This window comes from Flavicella sp. (genome assembly GCF_029238425.1).
Classification (GTDB): Bacteria; Bacteroidota; Bacteroidia; order Flavobacteriales; family Flavobacteriaceae; genus Flavicella.
Window position 1 is genome coordinate 1 of record NZ_JAQWGB010000074.1, and the last position, 19,937, is coordinate 19,937.

The window sequence follows — 19,937 nt, forward strand, 5'->3', positions numbered from 1 at the left end:
TTACGAGTAGTTTTATGCTGATACTTATTTCTCAACTGCTTCTCGCGATCGCTTCTAATTCTTTTTAATGCTGACTTGTGATTTGCCATAACTTAATTTCTTAAAACTTAATTTTCGTAGTCCGTAGGGGAATCGAACCCCTGTTACATGGATGAAAACCATGCGTCCTAACCCCTAGACGAACGGACCAATTGTTTGCTTTTTTAAAGCGATGCAAAAATACAACTTTTTATAAAACCAACAAACAAATTGTTAATTTATTTCAAAGCTAAATCCTAATGCGATCAATATGTAAAAAAACGAATGCATCTCTCTCGATTTGCGGTTGCAAAGATACACTAGATTTCAACTTCTGCAAACAAAAATTATTATTTTTTAATATGCCTTTGCAAAAAGCACTCTTTTTGAAGATGGCTTTCCAGAATAGACACACCCCCCCTGCTCTTCTTCTTGATCCAAGGCAATACATCTAATGGTTGCTTTTGTAAGTTCTTTGATCTTATCCTCAGTCTCTTCTGTTCCATCCCAATGAGCTAAAACAAAACCACCTTTGGTATCAATTACTTTTTTGAACTCCTCAAAATCATCAACTTTAGTTATATGCTCGTCTCTATAGCTTTTAGCTTTAGCTAATAGACTTTCTTGAATCTCCTCTAACAAAGCCACAATCTTATCCTCTATTCCATCTTGCTCTACAACTTCCTTTGTCAAAGTATCACGCCTTGCCAATTCTAAAGTACCGTTTTCAAGATCTCTAGGTCCCATTGCAATTCTTAAAGGAACACCTTTCAGTTCATACTCTGCAAATTTCCATCCTGGTTTATGAGTAGTCCTATTGTCAAATTTAACTGACACGCCTCTCTTTTTAAGAGATTTTACAATTCCAGATACCTTTTCAGATATTGCATCCAATTGTTCCTCTTTTCTGAAAATAGGTACAATCACCACTTGAATCGGCGCCAATTTAGGAGGCAATACCAAACCTAAATCATCAGAATGTGTCATGATCAATCCACCTATCAATCTCGTAGACACCCCCCATGAGGTTGCCCAAACATGTTCTTTCTTTCCTTCTTTGGTTGTAAACTTTACATCAAATGCTTCCGCAAAATTCTGACCCAAGAAATGAGAAGTTCCTGCTTGCAACGCTTTTCCATCTTGCATCAAAGCTTCTATGGTATAGGTATCTAAAGCACCCGCAAAACGCTCACTTTCAGTTTTCACACCTTTTATTACAGGCATCGCCATATAATTCTCAGCAAACTCAGCATATACATTTTGCATTTTAGTCGTTTCTTCAAGAGCCTCTGCTTCTGTTGCATGAGCTGTATGCCCCTCTTGCCAAAGGAACTCTGCTGTTCTTAAAAACAAACGAGTTCTCATCTCCCATCTCATCACATTCGCCCATTGATTTACCAACAATGGAAGATCTCTATAAGACTCAATCCATCCTTTATAAGTATTCCAAATGATAGCCTCACTGGTTGGTCTCACAACCAATTCCTCTTCTAGTTTCGCATTCGGATCTACCATCAACTTCCCTTCTTTGTCAGGGTCATTTTTCAATCGGTAATGTGTAACAACGGCACATTCTTTTGCAAAACCTTCTGCATTTTTTTCCTCCGCTTCAAACAAGCTTTTCGGAACTAATAAAGGGAAATATGCATTTTCATGACCTGTTTCTTTGAACATTTCATCTAATACTTTTTGCATGTTTTCCCATATGGCATACCCATAAGGTTTTACAACCATACAACCTCTTACCGCAGAATTTTCTGCTAAGTCAGCTTTTACAACTAATTCATTGTACCACTTTGAGTAATCCTCACTACGTTTTGTTAATTTCCCGCTCATCTATAAAAGTTTGGCATAAATATTGTAATTTCAACATGATATCAGCTGAAATCGTTTGGCAAAACTAATTAAATTTAGATTGTTCAACAATAAAAAATCAAGGATTATGAAACTAACAACTACTTATTTCGATAAAATTATTGGCTTTACTCCTATCCTACTTTTACTAATTGGACTTTCTTCTTGTGGTTCTTCGCAATATTATGCGGAAAACCCTGATGGAATTTACCCTACACCAAAGAAAAAGAAGGCTCAGCAACAAGTAATTAACGACCCTTACAGAACTTTTTCAAACGGCGTGGCTGACATTGAAGAAGATTTATACTACGAACAACTTGAAAATCCTGAAGGAGATTATTACCAAGAACCAGCCATCGTAGAAAATAATGTTACCAATGTATATATAAACAACACTATTGAACCGTATTGGACGGCTGGTTATTACGATCCCTTTTTCTATGGAACCGCTTATTATGGCGTGAATTTTTACGCACCTTTTTACTACCCTCCTTACTATAGCTATCATTACCACAGCTACCCGAATAATATTTATTACGGGAAACGAAGCACTTACAACTCTAGCTACCTAGCAAGCAATACATCAAGAAGCAGAGGATACAGTAAAAGCTCTAGTTATAGCAGAACAGGTAGCAGAAGCTCTGTCAATTCAAGCAGACGCAGTTCAGCTTATAGAAGTTCTAGCAATTTCAAACCTACTTCTTCTACGAGAAGATCAAACTATGCAACATCTAGTAAGTATAACCGTTATACAAACTCCAGGAGCAATGGAACAAGTTCCTCTAGTAGAAGCACAAGAAGCTATACACCTAGCTCAAGCAACAGTAGCAGAAGCTCGGGATACTCCAGAAGCAGCTCTTCCAGAAGTAGTTCTTCTAGAAGTTATACCCCCTCAAGATCCAGTTCTTCAAGCAGGAGCAGTAGTGCTTCTTCAAGAAGCAGCTCCTCTAGATCTAGTTCAGGAAGATCATCTCGTTCATCAAGTAGAAGCAGTAGTAGGAGAAGATAATTTATTTGAATCCTAACAATCACCTAAAATCTCAAGAATGAAAAAAATATATTTATTTTCAGTTTTATTCGTTGTGAGCAGTACTTTATTGTCTCAAAGCATTAGCTATACGGATCTGGGAGTTTTATTTAGTCAAGAAAACTACAATGGATCTGCTAGATACAACGCCATGAGTGGCGCCTTCGGTGCTCTTGGAGGCGAGTTAAGTTCTATGTATCAAAACCCAGCCGGTGGTGCTGTATTTGCCAGAACAGAAATCTCTTTAACTTATTCTCAAACCAATTTAAATACGGACGCCTCTTATTATGGGAAAACATCCTATAACTCAAACTCAAGCGCAAGATTTCCCCAATTTGGTATGGCAATTGTTTTTGACGCTCCATACCAGAGTTCTGATTGGTCAAAATTCACTTTAGGCTTTAACTATAGTATGATAAACGATTTTCGAGGAGATTATACCACCAGAGGAAACAACGGAAATTTTGTGCGTTACGACTTGCATCCGTATGATGATACTTTTACACCTTATAACATACCTGATGAACAAATTTTCCAAAACACAACCCATGGAAAACATGAAGTATATAACTTCTCACTTTCATCAGCATACAAAGATTTCTTTTATATTGGTGCTGCCATGAATTTCCATACTTTAGAATTCTCACAGGAAACTTATTTGACAGAATACAATTCCGACGAAAATGGAAATACTTTAGATGCTTTCTACGATCAATTTGTATCTGAAGAAAGTACAGGGGTCTCTTTAGGAATTGGAGTCATTTTAAAACCCTTTAGAAATTTAAGATTAGGAGTTGCTTATCAGAGTCCTGTTTGGCACCCAGAGGTTATTGAAGAATCCAATGCTATAGATTACGACACTGACAATTCTTACACTGGTTTCCAAGAACAAGGATACTTAAATATTATTAGTAGTGATATCTCTGAAGATTACTCAAACACGAATACGAGTTACCCAGAACTTCTTACCTATAGATACAATCTAAACACTCCAGAAAAATGGACTGCAAGCGCTGCCATTACTTTAGGACAACATGGTTTGATTAGCGTTGACTATCATCAAAAAAACTATAGTTTGATTAGACTAAAAGACGGATATAATTTTGGCCCAGAAGCAGAAGAAATCAGCAATACTTTGACCACCGCAAGGGGTGTAAGAGGTGGTGGAGAATTAAGATTCAATCAAATAAGTCTAAGAGGAGGAGCATTTTTAGAAGAAAGTCCATATAAATCCGAAGAAGACTCTATCTACAAAAAAGGAGTTTCGGCAGGACTTGGTTTAAAGTTCAAGCATGCCAAATTAGACTTTGCGTATCAATACACAGAAATAGACGGCACTTATTCCATCTATCATAGTTCTGAACCCGTAAACGACATTAGCCTTTTAAATGCAAGTAGCAGAATAACAACAACGCTTTCTTTTACTTTTTAAATCATCTTATCAAACCACATAGATACATTTTATTCAAGGATTTGAAGTTTCGATATATCTCTCTCAATTTTTGGAGTAATTAGCTTATTTTTGCATAAAATAATTTCAGCAAGATGAGCAAACATCAAATTACAATAGAAGCAACTAACAATCCGAGTATTGTTAAATTCAACAGCAACCAATTGCTAACGCAAGGGGGTAGTTATCAATATAACAATGTAGACGAAACAAAGGAATCTCCTTTATCTAAACAGTTATTTCATTTACCATTTGTAAGCAAGGTTTTCATCAGTGCTAATTTTATTGCAATTGAAAAATTTGACATTGTTGAATGGTCAGATATTGAGCATGAAATTAGAGAGTTAATTGAGATGTATTTAAATCAAGGAAATGAAGTGGTTACAAGTGCTGCTGAACCTAAAAAAGTCTCAATTGAAATTTACGCAGAAAGCACACCAAACCCTGAGGTAATGAAATTTGGTAGCAATCGTTTGCTAACTGAAAATGACTTCGAGTATAAAAACGAATCAGAAACAACAAATTCACCCTTAGCTGCTGAACTTTTTAAATACGTTTTTGTAAAAGAAGTTTATATCGCTGAGAACTATGTTTCAATTACTAAAAATGACAGTGTTGAATGGAATTCAGACATCATAAATGATCTACGTCAGTTTATCAAAACTTATATTGAAGAAAATAAGTTGATCATTGATGAAACAATGCAAATGCCAAAGGTGGAAATCCCTACTGTTGACATCAAAGAATTGGAAGGAACATCTTTAGATATTGCAGGAATTCTTGAAGAATATGTAAAGCCAGCTGTGGCAGCAGATGGTGGAAACATTGTTTTTCAATCATACGATGAGGAGACTCAAGTTGTAAATGTGATATTACAAGGTGCATGTAGCGGATGTCCGTCCTCTACAGTTACCTTAAAAAATGGTATTGAAACCATGTTAAAAGAAATGCTTCCAAATAAAGTAAGTGCTGTTATGGCAGTAAACGGATAAACTTTACGAATTTATGTCAAAAAAAATAACGCCCTACAAGGACTCTGAACTTGGAAAAAAGGAGCAGGTAGCAAAAATGTTTGATGCTATTTCTGAAAATTATGATGGTCTAAACCGTGTCATTTCATTTGGTATTGATGTCAAATGGAGAAAAAAAGTCATCCAATTAATCGGAAAAAATAATCCTAAAAAAATCCTAGATATCGCAACCGGAACCGGTGATTTAGCAATCATGATGGCCGATTTAAATCCTGAGGAAGTGGTAGGATTGGATATCTCTGCAGGAATGCTTGAAGTAGGAAAAGAAAAAATTGCCGATAAAAATTTATCCAACCTTGTAAAAATGGTACTTGGAGATTCTGAGAACATTCCATTCGAGGATAATTATTTTGACGCAATCACAGTTTCCTTTGGAGTTAGAAATTTTGAAAATTTAGACAAAGGATTGAAAGAAATTTTAAGGGTACTAAAACCGGGTGGAACTTTTGTGGTTTTAGAGACTGCTGTACCTACCAAAACGCCATACAAACAAGGGTACCAGATACATTCTAAGTTTATTTTACCACTAGTTGGCAAACTGTTTTCAAAAGACAAAACTGCCTATTCTTACCTATCTGAATCTGCAAATGCTTTTCCTTTTGGGAAGGCCTTCAACAATATTTTAGAAAAAAATGGGTTTAGTAATTGTATAGATATTCCGGTTACCTTTGGAGTAGCTTCAATTTACTCAGCAACTAAAAATTAATATGTTTGCTGATTTTGAAATTATTAGACAATGAAAAAAATTAAATTACTTGTTATTTTACCCCTATTTGCTTTTACAACTTGTGTTTTTTCTCAACACAGAAAAGTAAATCAATTACCAAGTTTTGATAAACATGAATTGCATTGGGGCTTTTATTTAGGCTGGAATAATAGCGACTACAAAATAAATTACAAACCAAATGATTTCCCTAATACAAGCGTTGAACTTGATAGTAAAACGGGTTTTAATGTTGGGTTAATTGCTGACATGAAAATTGACAAGCATTTCAATCTTAGACTAGAACCAGGATTGATTAGCAACGAGAGTACTTTGTATTTTATCGACAATAATAACCTTGGAGTTTACGACCAATTTTCACAAGCGAAAATAGAATCTACTTATTTGCACGTCCCTATTTTAATAAAATACAGTGCGTTTCGATTGAACAACGTAAAACCTTATTTGATTGGTGGTTTCTCATATGATTATAATTTTTCAAGCAATCAAAAAAGCACCGATGATAATTTTAGTGGCCAGTTTAGAACACGAACACATAACTTTATGTATGAAGTAGGTTTCGGTTTTGATTTTTACTTTCATTATTTCAAATTCTCTCCATCTATCAGAGGTCAATTTGCAATGACAAATGAAATTCTTTATGATAATCCTCAAAATGGCCCAAGTCCATGGACAGACCCAATTGAGTTTATGGGATCTCGAAGTCTGTTTATCAAGTTAGCTTTTGAATAAAACTACACGTTTTTTCTTTGGAATTCACTTAACAAAATTGCTGTTGCTGTGGCAACATTAAGGCTTTCTGTTTCTTGAACTTTTCCAAAACGAGGAATCATAATTTTGTCAGTACATAGATTTTCAATTTCTTCTGAAACTCCATTTGCTTCATTCCCCATCACCAAAATACCTCTAGAGGGTAATTCAGATTGGTATACATTCTGCCCTTCCATATCTGCACAGAAAATTGACAGGTCTGTGTTTTGTAAATACTCGGCCAACGGAAGATACACTATAGATACTCTAGACAAAGATCCCATAGTTGATTGCACAACTTTGGAGTTGAAACAATCCACAGTATTTTCAGAACAGACCAACTGCTCGACACCGAACCAGTCACAAAGTCTAATTATAGTTCCTAAATTCCCAGGATCATTAATTGCATCCAAAGCGACAATCAACCCCTCTGTTTTAACCTGCTGTGCAGCTGGAATTTTAAATAAGGCTAGAACCCCATTCGGAGATTTCAAAGAAGTTATTTTTTTCAAATCCAACTCTGTGATAACAGCATAAGATTCGTTTTCAAATAACAGCTCCATTTCCTTTGTAACGAACAAAGCCTCACATTCCAATGAAGATGTCAAAAGCTCTTGTACTACTTTTTTTCCTTCCGCAACAAATAATTGATGCTTCAAACGTTGTTTCTTTTGATCTAAACTCTTGATCAGTTTTATTTTATTTTTTGATAATTCCATATAAAAAACAATCTTGTAAAGATAAAAGGCAAGATTTTTAATTTTAACAAATTCTCCTTAATTACAAGGCAAAAGTACACTTTTTACTCAGGAAAAATTAATTCTAAACCAAACAACAAGAAGATATATGAATTAACCACTCAAAAGTACTATTTTTGAAACTCATAAAACCAGGTTATTGTTGCTTAAAAATTATAAGATATCATTTATATTCTATATTGGAATCGTATTGATTTTCAATGCCTGTAACTCTACAAAATATGTTCCTGAAGGAGAGTTTATGTTGTCTAAAAATAAAATTTACATAGACGACAAAAACAAATTAGACAATGAAGCTAAAGATTTTGTAATCCAGCGTCCCAACACTACATTCCTTGGGATTCTATTTCCTCTTTATTTTTATAATCTTGGTGATAAAGATTATGAAGAGAATTACGCAAAACGCGTTGAAAGAAATCCAAAAACATTTGCAGCCTTAAGAAAAATATTTTCTGAAAAACAAACCGAACGTTTGAAACAATCTCATGCCTCTAGAAATAAATGGTTTTTAGAAGGAGGACAAGCGCCCGTTATTTTGGACGAAATAAAGGCAGAAAAAACAACAGAAAAACTTAGAAATTATTATTTCAACAATGGATATTTCAATGCAGAAGTAGACTACGATATTCGATTAAAAGTTGAAAAAGCAGATGTCCGCTATAGGATTACAAAAAATGAACCTTTTCGTTTGGATTCTATTAAAACCATTATTGACTCTAATACTTTGGACTCTATTTACCAATTGACAAAAGAGAATTCTTTTATAAAAACAGGTGAAATTTATAGAGATCTTAATTTCCGAAAAGAAGCAGATCGACTTACCAGAACATTTAGAAATTCTGGGATTTATCATTTTGCAGAAAATCAAATAGGATTTCATGAAATTGATACTTTGGCTACCGATCACAAAACAGATGTTATTTTAAAAATAACAGATCGATTGATAGAAAATGAAGGAGTTATTGAGACCAAACCTTTGAAGGTTCAGAAAATAACTAAAATTGGAATTTTTACTGATTATAGCTACGAACGAAAAAACGAAAGTTTTAAAGATACTACCGTATACAATGGGTTTCATTTTTATTCACATGACAAATTAAAGTACAACCCAAAATCTTTACTTAATGCTGTTTTTATAGAGCCTGGAGATATTTATAAAGACAGTGCCAGATCTTTAACCAGACGACACTTGAAACTTTTGAAAAACTTTAAGATGGTAAAAATAAAATATCAAGAGGTAAATGAAGACGAACTTTCTGCTACTATTGTTTTAAGTCCGCTAAAAAAATATTCTGTTGGAATGAATACAGAGGTCATCCATTCAAACGTAAAACAACTTGGTTTTGCAGGTGGATTCTCTTTTATCAATAGGAATACTTTTAGAAATGCTGAAATTTTCAAACTTTCCTTTAAAGGATCTATTTTTGATGTTGCAAAAAATATAGGAAGTACTGATGATAGGCCCTTTAGTTCCTGGGAGATTAGTGCAGATGCCTCCTTAGAAGTTCCTAAAATTGTCATCCCATTTGGGTGGGATTCCTTTATAGACAAAAGAATGGCACCTAAAACATTATTCTCTATAGGTACAGGTTTCCAAAAAAACATTGGATTGGATAAACAAAAGATAACCGCCTTTGTCGACTATTCCTGGACTCCCAACAAAAGAGTTAAGCACACATTTGAACCAATCAATGCACAATATGTAAAAAACCTTAACAAGGACCAATACTTTTATATTTATTCATCTCAATACAACGATCTGGTTGTCATACAACAAGAATATTTCCCTGACTATCCACTTACAGAAGACAATGCCCTACAATTTATAGATGAAAAAATTGACGATGATTTTCAACAAGTCGATCCGGAGGCCTACCAAACCGCAAAAAACATTGAAAAACGTAATGAAATTATCACCACAGATTTTGTGATTCCTGCCATTACCTATTCTTTTACATACACCACAAAAAGTGATTTTAAGGACAACAACTATATGTTCTTCAAAGCCAAATTAATTGCGGCTGGTAATATTTCTTCCGCCTTAGTGAACGAAACAAATGCTGATGGAGTTAAAACTATTGCCGAGACACCTATTGCACAATATGTGAAAACTGATTTTGAATTTATCAAATACTGGACTCCCTCTAAAACTACGGTTCTAGTATCAAGAACTTTTGCTGGTATTGCAATACCGTATGGTAATTCAAAGGACATTCCTTTTACAAGCAGTTATTTTATTGGTGGTTCAAGTGATATCAGAGCGTATAGAACTTATGAACTTGGACCAGGTTCTAACAGCAACAACCTTGAATATAATGTAGGTAGTTTAAAGCTTATCACCAATTTAGAATACAGATTTGGGATCACCAAGACTTTTAAAGGAGCTCTTTTTATCGATGCAGGGAACATTTGGGATATCACAAACTCTGAGGTTTCTGCTCCTGGTGACAAATTCACAAGTTGGGAATCTATAAAAAACAGTGCCATTGGAACAGGGTTTGGTATTCGTTATGACTTTAGCTTTTTTGTATTCAGAACTGATTTAGGTTTCAAAACCTACGAACCTTATTTAGAAGGTAACAGATGGTTTAGAAATTACAATTTTAGTAGAGCAGTTATAAATATCGGGATAAACTACCCTTTCTAACAGCCATATTCTCAAAAACAAGCTGTCAAAAATCATATTTTTCTACATCGATTTCGTTTTTTTCTGTGAGCATCTTAACTTAAAGACAACATATTATCATTTAAAATTGTTACTTTTGTTTCAAATTTTTATAAAAAAATAGATACCATGAGTCACAATATCAAACCAGGAATTGCTACAGGAGATGCAGTTCAAGAAATTTTCAAGTTGGCAAAAGCAAAGAAATTTGCAATCCCAGCTGTAAACGTAACAGGAAACAACACAATCAATACTGTTTTAGAAACAGCTAAAGAATTGAACGCACCTGTTATCATTCAATTTTCGAATGGAGGAGCTGTATTTAATGCTGGTAAAGGATTAGATAACACGGATCAAAAAGGCGCTATTGCTGGAGCTGTTGCTGGAGCGAAACATGTGCACGAATTAGCTGTTGCTTACGGAGTACCTGTAATCTTGCATACTGACCATGCTGCTAAAAAATTATTGCCTTGGATTGATGGTTTATTAGATGCTTCAGAAAAGCACTTTGCTGAAACTGGATCACCTTTATTCTCTTCTCATATGATTGATTTATCTGAAGAGCCATTAGAAGAAAATATCGCTATTTGTAAAGAATATTTAGCGCGTATGGATAAAATGGGAATGACTTTAGAAATCGAATTAGGAATCACTGGTGGAGAAGAAGACGGTGTTGACAATTCTGATGTTGATGAGTCTAAATTATACACCCAACCAGAAGAAGTAAACTATTCTTATGAGCAACTTTCTGAAGTTTCTCCTAGATTTACAGTTGCTGCTGCTTTTGGAAACGTACATGGTGTTTACAAACCAGGAAATGTAAAATTAACTCCGAAGATTTTAGATAACTCTCAGAAATTTATCGAAGAGAAACACGGATTAGAGCACAACCCAATTGATTTCGTATTCCACGGAGGATCTGGATCTTCAGTTGAAGAAATTAGAGAAGCGATTGGATATGGAGCTATCAAAATGAATATTGATACTGACTTACAATATGCATTTATGGAAGGAATCAGAGATTACTTCGCAGATAACAGCGCATACTTACAGTCTCAAATTGGTAACCCAGAAGGAGCTGAAGCACCTAACAAAAAATACTACGATCCTCGTGTATGGTTACGTAAAGGTGAAGCTACTTTAAAAACTCGTTTGATCAAAGCTTTCGAAGACTTAAACAATGTGAACACTCTTTAAGAGTAAAAACATTTACAATAATACCTAAAGAGAAACTGAATTTAATTTCAGTTTCTCTTTATTTTTTTAGTAAATTAGCCCACTATAAAACAGAATAAATTATGTCAGCTTGGTTTAAGAGAATAGAGAAAGGAATCAACACACCTACAGAAGCTAAAAAAGATGTACCTAAAGGATTGTGGTACAAAACGCCTAGTGGAAAAATTGTTGATACTGAAGACTTAAGACAAAATCTTTATGTTAGTCGTGAGGATGGATACCATGTAAGAATTGGTAGTGCAGAATACTTTGAAATATTATTTGACGATAAATTTAAAGAATTGGATGCTTCTTTAGAAGCAGCAGATCCTTTGAATTTCTCTGACACAAAAGCATATCCAGATAGATTAAAAGACGCTCAGAAGAAAACAAATTTAAAAGATGCTGTTAGAACTGCCGTAGGAAAATCATTAGGAAAAGATTTGGTAATCGCATGTATGGACTTCGCCTTTATTGGTGGATCTATGGGGAGTGTGGTAGGAGAAAAAATTGCTAGAGCAATTGACTATTCTATCAAACATAAAATTCCATTTTTAATGATTTCTAAATCAGGTGGTGCTCGTATGCAAGAAGCCCCTTTGTCTTTGATGCAAATGGTAAAGACTTCTGCTAAATTAGCTTTATTAGCTGAGGCAAAAGTTCCTTATATTTCTTTATGTACTGATCCAACAACTGGTGGTATTACTGCTTCTTTTGCTATGTTAGGAGATATCAACATTGCAGAACCTAATGCCTTAATTGCCTTTGCAGGACCACGTGTAGTAAAAGACACAACAGGAAAAGATTTACCTGAAGGATTCCAACGTTCTGAATTTTTATTGGAACATGGTTTCTTAGATGCTATTTACGAAAGAAAAGAATTGAAAAAACAAATCAATCTTTATATTGATTTGATTTCAAATGATAAAATAAGATCATAAAAAAAGCCCCAATTATGGGGCTTTTTTTATTTCTACTTTTTCTATTTTCTTTTATTTTTTTGCAGCTCAATCTCTTCAATTACTCCATCAAGATCGGTAAAAGTTGCTTTAGAATCACAACTACCGTCACCAAAATCTAAAGTACCAGATTTATTTGTTTTTGAGATTTCTTTTACTCCACTTACAATAAACCTACAAGCCAATTCTTTGCGCAACTTTTCTGTAATTTCTACAGAATGAACCTCCCCACTTTTTGAAGTTGATGTCCAACTACCAGAAATCTCATACACCTTTGAAGCCCATCCTTCTTGTTCCCCTCCTGAAATTAATTCAGTAATTCGAGTTCCTTCTCTTGAAGCTGTTTCTCCTGAATCCCATGTGATTAAAATAGCTTCTGTAAAGGTAGTTTGGCGATTCCCGTTTTCATTAGAATATACTTTCACAGAGCTACTCTCACCAGAAATCTTCTTATCATTTATATAAAAGCCCTCATATCCATGTGTTACTGATCTTGTTTTTAATGATCTATCACTTGCATAAGACATCAGTACTTTCCCTTTTAAAACTTTATCATTCTTCATGGTACATCCATCTCCAAAATCTATGGTAACATTTTTAATCCCTGCTTCTCGTTCTACTGTTTTAACAGCGCATTCAGGTAAAAATTTTTCTCGTTTTTCTTCTTTAAAAGCCACCGTAGAAAATTCTTCATCAGCATATACTTCTTCCAAAATAGAAACAAGTTCATCAACAATATCATCTGCATCTTCTATAGAAGCGATAGTCTCCGAAGAAACCTGCTCTTCATCAATAGTTTTTTCTGATTCACATCCTGCTATTAAGAATACTAGCATCAATAACAAAACAGGGTAAAATAACTTAGTTTTTTTCATCATAAATAAATTTTGCTTGGTTTAACTTTAACTATCTGACTATAAAACTACTAAAAGGTTTAATACGACACACATAATTTAACAAACAAATTGTTATATACAAAAATAATGGTATCTTTGCGGCCTTGATAAAATACTTATCAATACATAAAAATTATTAATTAAAATTTAATGTTAGCATGTATTTAACAGCTGAAGCAAAAAAAGAGCTTTTTAAAAAGCATGGTGGATCAGAAACAAACACTGGATCATCAGAAGGACAAATCGCGTTGTTCACACAACGAATCAATCATTTAACTGAGCACTTAAAAAACAATCGTAAAGATTTTAACACTGAGCGTTCTCTAGTTAAATTGGTAGGTAAGCGTAGAAGTTTACTTGATTACTTGATCAAAACTGATATCGTAAGATATCGTGCAATCATCAAGGAATTAGGCTTGAGAAAATAAAAAACTCTAAAAGAGGCAATATTCATTGCCTCTTTTTTATTTTTGGTACTAGTATTTTACTCCACAGGGAATTCAACAACCCCGAAACAACACACACACATTTTTAGTAACAAAATTTAGAAATTAAAGTATGATTCCAAAAGTATTTAGAGAGGTTATCGACCTTGGAGATGGAAGATCAATCTCGTTAGAAACAGGAAAATTAGCAAAACAAGCTCATGGTAGCGTTGTTGTGCAGATGGGAAAAGCAATGTTGTTGTGTACCGTTGTATCAAATTACAAACAAAGCGATGTAGACTTCTTACCATTAACGGTAGACTACAGAGAAAAATTTGCTGCTGCTGGAAAGTATCCAGGTGGTTTCTTCAAAAGAGAAGCAAGACCAAGTGATGCTGAAGTTTTAACAATGCGTTTAATTGACCGTGTATTGCGTCCATTATTCCCTAAAGACTACCACGCAGAAACACAAGTAATGGTTCAATTAATGTCTCATGATGAAGACGTTATGCCCGATGCTTTAGCTGGATTAGCTGCTTCTGCTGCAATCCAATTAAGTGACCTTCCTTTTGAGACTCCGATCTCTGAGGCACGTGTAGCAAGAATAAATGGAGAATTCGTAATCAACCCTACAAGAGCACAATTAGCAGAGTCTGATATAGACATGATGATTGGTGCTTCTGCTGAATCAGTAATGATGGTAGAAGGTGAGATGGATGAAATCTCTGAAGAAGAAATGGCAGATGCAATTAAATTTGCACATGAGTCGATCAAAGTACAATGTGCTGCTCAAGTAAAATTGGCAGAAGCATTCGGAAAGAAAGAAACTCGTGAGTATGCTGTTGCAGATGAAAACGAAGAATTAGCAGAAAAAATTAACGGATTAGCATACGATAAATGTTATGCTATCGCTGCTAAAGGAACTTCAAAAGTTGAAAGAACGGATGCCTTTGCAGAAGTGAAAGAAGAAGTGAAAGCTGCATTCACTGAAGAGGAATTAGAAGAATACGGAGACTTAGTTGGCAAGTACTTTAACAAAGCTCAAAAGGAAGCGGTACGTGAATTGACTTTAGCAGAAGGTTTGCGTTTAGATGGACGTAAGACTACTGAAATCAGACCTATTTGGTGTGAAGTAGATTATTTACCTTCTACGCATGGTTCTTCTGTATTTACTAGAGGGGAAACTCAAGCTTTGGCAACGGTTACTTTAGGTACTTCTAGAGATGCAAATATTATTGATTCTCCTACGAACGAAGGTGAAGAGCGTTTTTACTTACACTATAACTTCCCTCCTTTTTGTACTGGTGAAGCAAGACCTTTAAGAGGAACTTCTCGTAGAGAAGTAGGACACGGAAACTTAGCTCAAAGAGCATTGAAAGGAATGGTTCCTGATGACTGTCCTTACACTGTAAGAGTTGTATCTGAAGTATTAGAATCTAATGGTTCTTCTTCTATGGCAACAGTTTGTGCTGGAACTATGGCAATGATGGATGCAGGTGTACAAATGACAAAACCAGTTTCTGGTATTGCTATGGGATTGATTTCTGATGGTGATCGTTATGCTGTACTTTCTGATATTTTAGGTGATGAAGATCATTTAGGTGACATGGACTTTAAAGTTACTGGTACTGCTGATGGTATTACTGCTTGTCAGATGGATATCAAAGTAAAAGGTTTATCATATGAAATCTTAGTAAACGCATTGAAACAAGCACGTGACGGTCGTTTACATATCTTAGATAAAATCACTGAGACTATTGCTCAACCAAACGAAGATGTGAAATCTCACTCTCCTAAAATGATTACGAAACGAATTCCTAATGAATTTATCGGTGCATTGATTGGACCAGGTGGTAAAAACATTCAAGAATTACAAAAAGTTACTGGTTGTACAATCGTTATCAACGAAGACCCAGTGACTGAAGAAGGAATTGTTGAAATCTTAGGAACAGGATCAGAAGGAATTGAGCAAGTTTTAGCTAAAATTGACTCGATTACTTTCAAGCCTGTCAAAGGAGATACTTACAAAGTTAAAGTAATCAAAATGTTAGATTTTGGTGCTGTTGTTGAGTATTTAGATGCACCAGGAAACGAAGTTTTATTACATGTAAGTGAAATTGCTTGGGAAAGAACTGAAAATGTTTCTGATGTAATTAATATGGGTGATGAGTTTGAAGTGAAGTACTTCGGAACTGACCCTAAAACTCGTAAAGAAAAAGTATCTCGTAAAGCTTTATTAGAAAAGCCAGAAGGATACGTTGCTAGACCTCCTAGAGACAACTCTAAAGGTAGAGATAACCGTGGACGCGATAACCGCAGAGACGATAGAAAACCAAGAGAGAAAAGAGACTAATCTTTTTTCTTACAATTATAAAATCCCATCAATTCATTTTGATGGGATTTTTTTATACAAAAAAAACTCTCGTATCCCTACGAGAGTTTTACCCCTAAAGTTTACAATAATCACATATAGTATGTAACCAATGCCCTACTTCTTAATACTTCAAAGATACAAGCCTATCAGCTTTAAATAAACGATTTTGCCCCTTATAAACTTGTACGGACAATAGATAAGCCCAAAATAATGACATAAAAAAAGCCCTGAATTTACATTCAGGGCTTTTAACTTATTCAATAATAGCTTAGTAAATATAAGCTCTGTTATCTTCTATCTCAGCTAATTCTTTTAAAGAATTAAACAACTCTCTAGATAATTTACCTTGGTTTTGTTTTGCCAATGAAGTTCTTGATCCTTCATAACTTGGCAATTCAGCAGGAACTTCTTTTTTAGAAACTTTAATTGCAAAAACACCTTTTACACCTACTACGTTAGATACTAACTTATCTACATTTGATGCATAAATAGCTCCAACAACTCCTGGCTCAATTCCAACTCCAGATAAAGTTGGTGCAGCCATAGTAACATTGCTAAATGTTTTAACCTCTGTACTATTTGCAGTTGCAATAGCATTAAGATCTGAACCGTTCATTTTAGCAGCAATCAAAGCCGCTTTCTTTTCTTTAATTAAAATAGGCTTCACTTTTGCAGATGCTGCAGAAGCAGAAGTCAACCCTTTCGCAGTTTTATTTGTTAAAACCACAACAGCATACCCTTTTTCAAGATCAAAACGTCTCACACTGTTAACGCTTGTTTCTTCATCAAAAGTCCAACGAACAATTCCTCTATTTGTTCCTAAACCAGCAACAGCATCCTCCATCGCTTTTAAACCAACTAATGGACGTACGATAAAGTTTTTCTCTTTGGCTAAGTCATCAATAGACCCTCCGTTTGTAATATCATATGCTAACTGCTCAGCTTGTTCAAAAATTGTATTTTCAGTTTCCTCTGAAGCCTCAATTTTTTTTGCAATTGTAGCTAACTTAACCGCTTTTTGAATATTCTTTTGATCTGTAATTTTTATTACATGGTATCCAAAAATAGTTTTTACGATTCCAACACTTCCTTTTTTATTTTGAAAAGCATAATCTCTAAATTCAGGAACCATTTGGTTGTAAGTAAACCAATCTAGGACACCTCCTTTTTCAGAATTTGATTTATCGGCAGAAACAGATTTAGCAAGAACTGCAAATTTAGAGGGTCTCTTTTTAACCACATTCAAAATACTATCAGCTAATTTTTTTGCTTGATCTTCTGATCTAGTCACTTCAGTATTTGCTGATCTAGAACCAACATAAGAAACTAAAATATGACTTGCTTGAACAGAATCTGGCATGTTCTTAAATTCAACAATCTTAGAAAGTCTTAAATGATTTTGAAACTTATAAGGTCCAACCACATTTCCTTTATTTCCAGAAAAAATTTCTTCAGCTACTACCGTAGGCAAATTGTTTTTAAACAAAAACTTGTCATCATTTGAAATATCTGTTCCTTGGTCTTCAATAAATTCAGAAATGTTTTCCGTCTTAACAAAAGCAGGAACTATGTAATTCAAATCATCTTTTAAAGCTTCTTCATCCGCTTGTGATGCCTTGATATCAAAACTTACATATTTGATATCTCTTGCCTCTTCTGTAGAAAATTGCTCTTTATGTGCATTCACATAAGCTTCCACCTCTGATGCACTCACTTCTACCTCTTCATCTTTGATTGAAGAATAAGGCACGTATACATAAGAACCATTCAATTTAGTTTGACCTTCTTTATAAGCTCTTTCTCCCTCTTTCAAAGAAGCTCCAACTCCATATCTTACTAATTGCGTATAGGCAGATTTTTCCAGATTTGCTTTTACACTTCTTTCCGTTTGTAACCAGTTCAACCAAGCATTGTTTGATTGTGCTTCAGAACTAGATTTTAAGTTTGCTAAATATGATTTGAATTTTTCTTCGTCAAACAAACCAATTTCATTCTTGAAAATCTCAGCATTTTTGATTGAAGGAATTTCAATAATAGCATCGTAAATATCTTTTTCCCCTACAACAATACCAGCTTCTTCTAACTGAGTTTTGAATATTTTCTCACTCAAAACATTATTCCAAACAGCATTTACAGCTTGTGTTTCAGAAACATTTTGACCTACATTAGATTTGTAAGCTTCTACTTGTGCAGCGAAATCTCTTCTACTGATTGACTCTCCATTAATTTCTCCTACAGAGTCTACTTTACTTGAATTAAAAAAGTCTAAAATATCTTTTGGACTTGCAACAAAAGCAAACAACGCTAAACCGATAATCACGATTAAAAACATTGAGCGTTCTCTAATTTTTGATAATATTGCCATGCTAAATTATGTGTTATTATTTATTGATAGTGTGCGAAAATACAATTTCCTAGCTAATAAAAAAAGGTGAAAGTTTATTAAATTGGAAAGTTTTTAATCTAAAAAATAAAAACTCTTAAAATCAAGAAATAAATAAGTAGCTATATTAAAATCAGGCAGTAACCTAAATTACTTTTAGCACCACTTCTTCTATTTTTGCCCCGGATACTTTTGTGACTTGAATTTCAAAATCCCCTATTTTCACTAGTGCTTCCTTCTCAGGAATGCTCTCAGTATGCTCCAAAATAAAACCTCCTAAGGTCTCGTAGCTTTCTTCTTTTGGAATTTCTAAGTTATAAGTATCATTGATATGATCGATTTCTAAACGCGCAGAAAATTTATAGATTCCCTCTTCTACCTTTTCATCTATCAGCTCAATGCTATCATGCTCATCTTCGATTTCTCCAAAAATCTCTTCAATGATATCTTCAACTGTAATCATCCCTGAAGTACCACCATATTCATCAAGTACCAGAGCAATACTTTTCTTCTTTTTGGTCAATACATTCAATACATCACTAATACTTATCGATTCTGGAACCACTTCTACAGGCATTAAAACTGATTTGATACTTTTAGGTCTTTTGAATAAATCAAAAACTCTAACATATCCCACTACATCATCCAAGCTAGTCTTGTAAACCAAAATTTTTGACAAACCAGTTTCCACAAAAATGCTTTTTAGGTTCGCTACAGTTTCATGAATTTCAACAGCAGTAATCTCCGTCCTGGGAACCATTATCTCTCTCGCTTTTACATTGTAAAAATCAAGTGCATTTTGAAATATTTGTATTTCCGAATCGATCTCTTTCGTTTCATCAGACGTATCTAATTGCTCTGTGATATAATCTCCTAATTCCTCCTTACTGAATTCCTTTTGATCTTCATCAGCATTTGTATTGAAAAATGTTCTCAAAAAATAATCAGAAATTTTACTAATAAAATCAGTGATAAAGTAAAAAATCAGATAAAAAAAGTAGGCAGGAAAAACAAAAAACTTTAATGTTTCGTTGGCATAGATTCTAAAAATTGCCTTCGGTAAAAACTCTGCAGAAATAAGAATTACAATAGTAGACACAAACGTCTGAATAAAAAGAACTAATAATTCATTTAACTCAAACGGAATAAGAGGAACAGCAATATCCACCAAAAGCTTCCCCATATAATAACTATAGATAACTAAAGACACGTTGTTCCCAACCAGCATTGTGGTAATAAACTTAGAAGAATTGTCCGTAAGTTTTGCTAAAATCGCATAGGCAAGTCCTTCCCGTTTTTTCTCTAGTTCAATATGCAATTTATTCGCAGAAATAAACGCAATCTCCATTCCTGAAAAAAATGCAGAAAACAGTATTGAAGCAATAATGATGGTAATTTCTATCTCCAT

15 protein-coding genes, 1 tRNA gene and 1 pseudogene are annotated in these 19,937 nt (G+C 34.3%); 10 read left to right on the top strand and 7 right to left on the bottom strand.

Going from position 1 to position 19,937, the window contains the following annotated elements:
* The 3 genes and pseudogenes from P8H68_RS05385 to proS all read right to left on the bottom strand — a co-directional run.
* Positions 1-89 (bottom strand): annotated as a pseudogene (locus P8H68_RS05385) (30S ribosomal protein S20); the annotation flags it as partial.
* Positions 90-117: 28 nt separating this feature from the next.
* Positions 118-189, bottom strand: a tRNA-Glu gene (locus P8H68_RS05390).
* Between the two features lie 186 nt (positions 190-375).
* Positions 376-1,854, bottom strand: a complete 1,479-nt coding sequence (proS, locus tag P8H68_RS05395) for a proline--tRNA ligase (protein WP_300322359.1) — start codon at positions 1,852-1,854, stop codon at positions 376-378.
* 106 nt (positions 1,855-1,960) lie between these two features.
* Here proS and P8H68_RS05400 point away from each other — a divergent pair, with 106 nt between their 5' ends.
* The 5 genes from P8H68_RS05400 to P8H68_RS05420 all read left to right on the top strand — a co-directional run bounded on the left by P8H68_RS05400 (position 1,961) and on the right by P8H68_RS05420 (position 6,836).
* Positions 1,961-2,881, top strand: coding sequence for a hypothetical protein (locus tag P8H68_RS05400; protein ID WP_300322360.1), 921 nt, complete (start codon positions 1,961-1,963; stop codon positions 2,879-2,881).
* A gap of 37 nt (positions 2,882-2,918) precedes the next feature.
* On the top strand, positions 2,919-4,331 hold the full coding sequence (locus P8H68_RS05405) for a hypothetical protein (protein WP_300322361.1): 1,413 nt from the start codon (positions 2,919-2,921) through the stop codon (positions 4,329-4,331).
* A gap of 113 nt (positions 4,332-4,444) precedes the next feature.
* On the top strand, positions 4,445-5,341 hold the full coding sequence (locus P8H68_RS05410; protein ID WP_300322362.1) for a NifU family protein: 897 nt from the start codon (positions 4,445-4,447) through the stop codon (positions 5,339-5,341).
* A gap of 13 nt (positions 5,342-5,354) precedes the next feature.
* Entirely contained in the window at positions 5,355-6,086 is a 732-nt protein-coding gene (ubiE, locus tag P8H68_RS05415; RefSeq protein WP_300322363.1) for a bifunctional demethylmenaquinone methyltransferase/2-methoxy-6-polyprenyl-1,4-benzoquinol methylase UbiE, read from the top strand.
* A 30-nt stretch (positions 6,087-6,116) separates the two neighbouring features.
* Positions 6,117-6,836, top strand: a complete 720-nt coding sequence (locus P8H68_RS05420) for a porin family protein (protein WP_300322364.1) — start codon at positions 6,117-6,119, stop codon at positions 6,834-6,836.
* 2 nt (positions 6,837-6,838) lie between these two features.
* Here P8H68_RS05420 and P8H68_RS05425 read toward each other — a convergent pair whose 3' ends face one another.
* Positions 6,839-7,573, bottom strand: coding sequence for an RNA methyltransferase (locus tag P8H68_RS05425; RefSeq protein WP_300322365.1), 735 nt, complete (start codon positions 7,571-7,573; stop codon positions 6,839-6,841).
* Between the two features lie 178 nt (positions 7,574-7,751).
* Between P8H68_RS05425 and P8H68_RS05430 the strand changes: the two genes are divergently transcribed.
* From P8H68_RS05430 to accD, 3 genes are all read left to right on the top strand, one after another.
* The gene (locus P8H68_RS05430) at positions 7,752-10,259 is read left to right on the top strand and encodes a BamA/TamA family outer membrane protein (protein WP_300322366.1); all 2,508 of its coding nucleotides are present in this window, start codon (positions 7,752-7,754) and stop codon (positions 10,257-10,259) included.
* A gap of 147 nt (positions 10,260-10,406) precedes the next feature.
* Positions 10,407-11,474, top strand: a complete 1,068-nt coding sequence (gene fbaA / locus P8H68_RS05435) for a class II fructose-bisphosphate aldolase (RefSeq protein ID WP_300322367.1) — start codon at positions 10,407-10,409, stop codon at positions 11,472-11,474.
* A 101-nt stretch (positions 11,475-11,575) separates the two neighbouring features.
* The gene (gene accD / locus P8H68_RS05440) at positions 11,576-12,433 is read left to right on the top strand and encodes an acetyl-CoA carboxylase, carboxyltransferase subunit beta (protein ID WP_300322368.1); all 858 of its coding nucleotides are present in this window, start codon (positions 11,576-11,578) and stop codon (positions 12,431-12,433) included.
* Between the two features lie 41 nt (positions 12,434-12,474).
* Here the strand turns inward: accD and P8H68_RS05445 are convergent, their stop codons facing one another.
* Positions 12,475-13,326 (bottom strand): hypothetical protein, encoded by an 852-nt coding sequence (locus P8H68_RS05445; RefSeq protein WP_300322369.1) that lies wholly within the window; start codon positions 13,324-13,326, stop codon positions 12,475-12,477.
* Positions 13,327-13,505: 179 nt separating this feature from the next.
* Here P8H68_RS05445 and rpsO point away from each other — a divergent pair, with 179 nt between their 5' ends.
* Both rpsO and P8H68_RS05455 read left to right on the top strand, forming a co-directional pair.
* The gene (rpsO, locus tag P8H68_RS05450; RefSeq protein WP_300322370.1) at positions 13,506-13,775 is read left to right on the top strand and encodes a 30S ribosomal protein S15; all 270 of its coding nucleotides are present in this window, start codon (positions 13,506-13,508) and stop codon (positions 13,773-13,775) included.
* 130 nt (positions 13,776-13,905) lie between these two features.
* The gene (locus P8H68_RS05455) at positions 13,906-16,125 is read left to right on the top strand and encodes a polyribonucleotide nucleotidyltransferase (RefSeq protein ID WP_300322371.1); all 2,220 of its coding nucleotides are present in this window, start codon (positions 13,906-13,908) and stop codon (positions 16,123-16,125) included.
* A 289-nt stretch (positions 16,126-16,414) separates the two neighbouring features.
* Here the strand turns inward: P8H68_RS05455 and P8H68_RS05460 are convergent, their stop codons facing one another.
* Together P8H68_RS05460 and P8H68_RS05465 are read right to left on the bottom strand one after the other, a co-directional pair.
* Positions 16,415-18,511 (bottom strand): peptidylprolyl isomerase, encoded by a 2,097-nt coding sequence (locus tag P8H68_RS05460; protein WP_300322372.1) that lies wholly within the window; start codon positions 18,509-18,511, stop codon positions 16,415-16,417.
* 163 nt (positions 18,512-18,674) lie between these two features.
* A complete protein-coding gene (locus P8H68_RS05465; protein ID WP_300322373.1) occupies positions 18,675-19,937 on the bottom strand; it encodes a hemolysin family protein in 1,263 nt (420 codons plus the stop codon).

Coding starts and splice junctions, on each gene's coding strand:
- proS (WP_300322359.1), bottom strand. CDS start 1,854: ATGAGCGGGAAATTAACAAAACGTAGTGAGGATTACTCAAAGTGGTAC.
- P8H68_RS05400 (WP_300322360.1), top strand. CDS start 1,961: ATGAAACTAACAACTACTTATTTCGATAAAATTATTGGCTTTACTCCT.
- P8H68_RS05405 (WP_300322361.1), top strand. CDS start 2,919: ATGAAAAAAATATATTTATTTTCAGTTTTATTCGTTGTGAGCAGTACT.
- P8H68_RS05410 (WP_300322362.1), top strand. CDS start 4,445: ATGAGCAAACATCAAATTACAATAGAAGCAACTAACAATCCGAGTATT.
- ubiE (WP_300322363.1), top strand. CDS start 5,355: ATGTCAAAAAAAATAACGCCCTACAAGGACTCTGAACTTGGAAAAAAG.
- P8H68_RS05420 (WP_300322364.1), top strand. CDS start 6,117: ATGAAAAAAATTAAATTACTTGTTATTTTACCCCTATTTGCTTTTACA.
- P8H68_RS05425 (WP_300322365.1), bottom strand. CDS start 7,573: ATGGAATTATCAAAAAATAAAATAAAACTGATCAAGAGTTTAGATCAA.
- fbaA (WP_300322367.1), top strand. CDS start 10,407: ATGAGTCACAATATCAAACCAGGAATTGCTACAGGAGATGCAGTTCAA.
- accD (WP_300322368.1), top strand. CDS start 11,576: ATGTCAGCTTGGTTTAAGAGAATAGAGAAAGGAATCAACACACCTACA.
- P8H68_RS05445 (WP_300322369.1), bottom strand. CDS start 13,326: ATGAAAAAAACTAAGTTATTTTACCCTGTTTTGTTATTGATGCTAGTA.
- rpsO (WP_300322370.1), top strand. CDS start 13,506: ATGTATTTAACAGCTGAAGCAAAAAAAGAGCTTTTTAAAAAGCATGGT.
- P8H68_RS05455 (WP_300322371.1), top strand. CDS start 13,906: ATGATTCCAAAAGTATTTAGAGAGGTTATCGACCTTGGAGATGGAAGA.
- P8H68_RS05460 (WP_300322372.1), bottom strand. CDS start 18,511: ATGGCAATATTATCAAAAATTAGAGAACGCTCAATGTTTTTAATCGTG.
- P8H68_RS05465 (WP_300322373.1), bottom strand. CDS start 19,937: ATGGAGATAGAAATTACCATCATTATTGCTTCAATACTGTTTTCTGCA.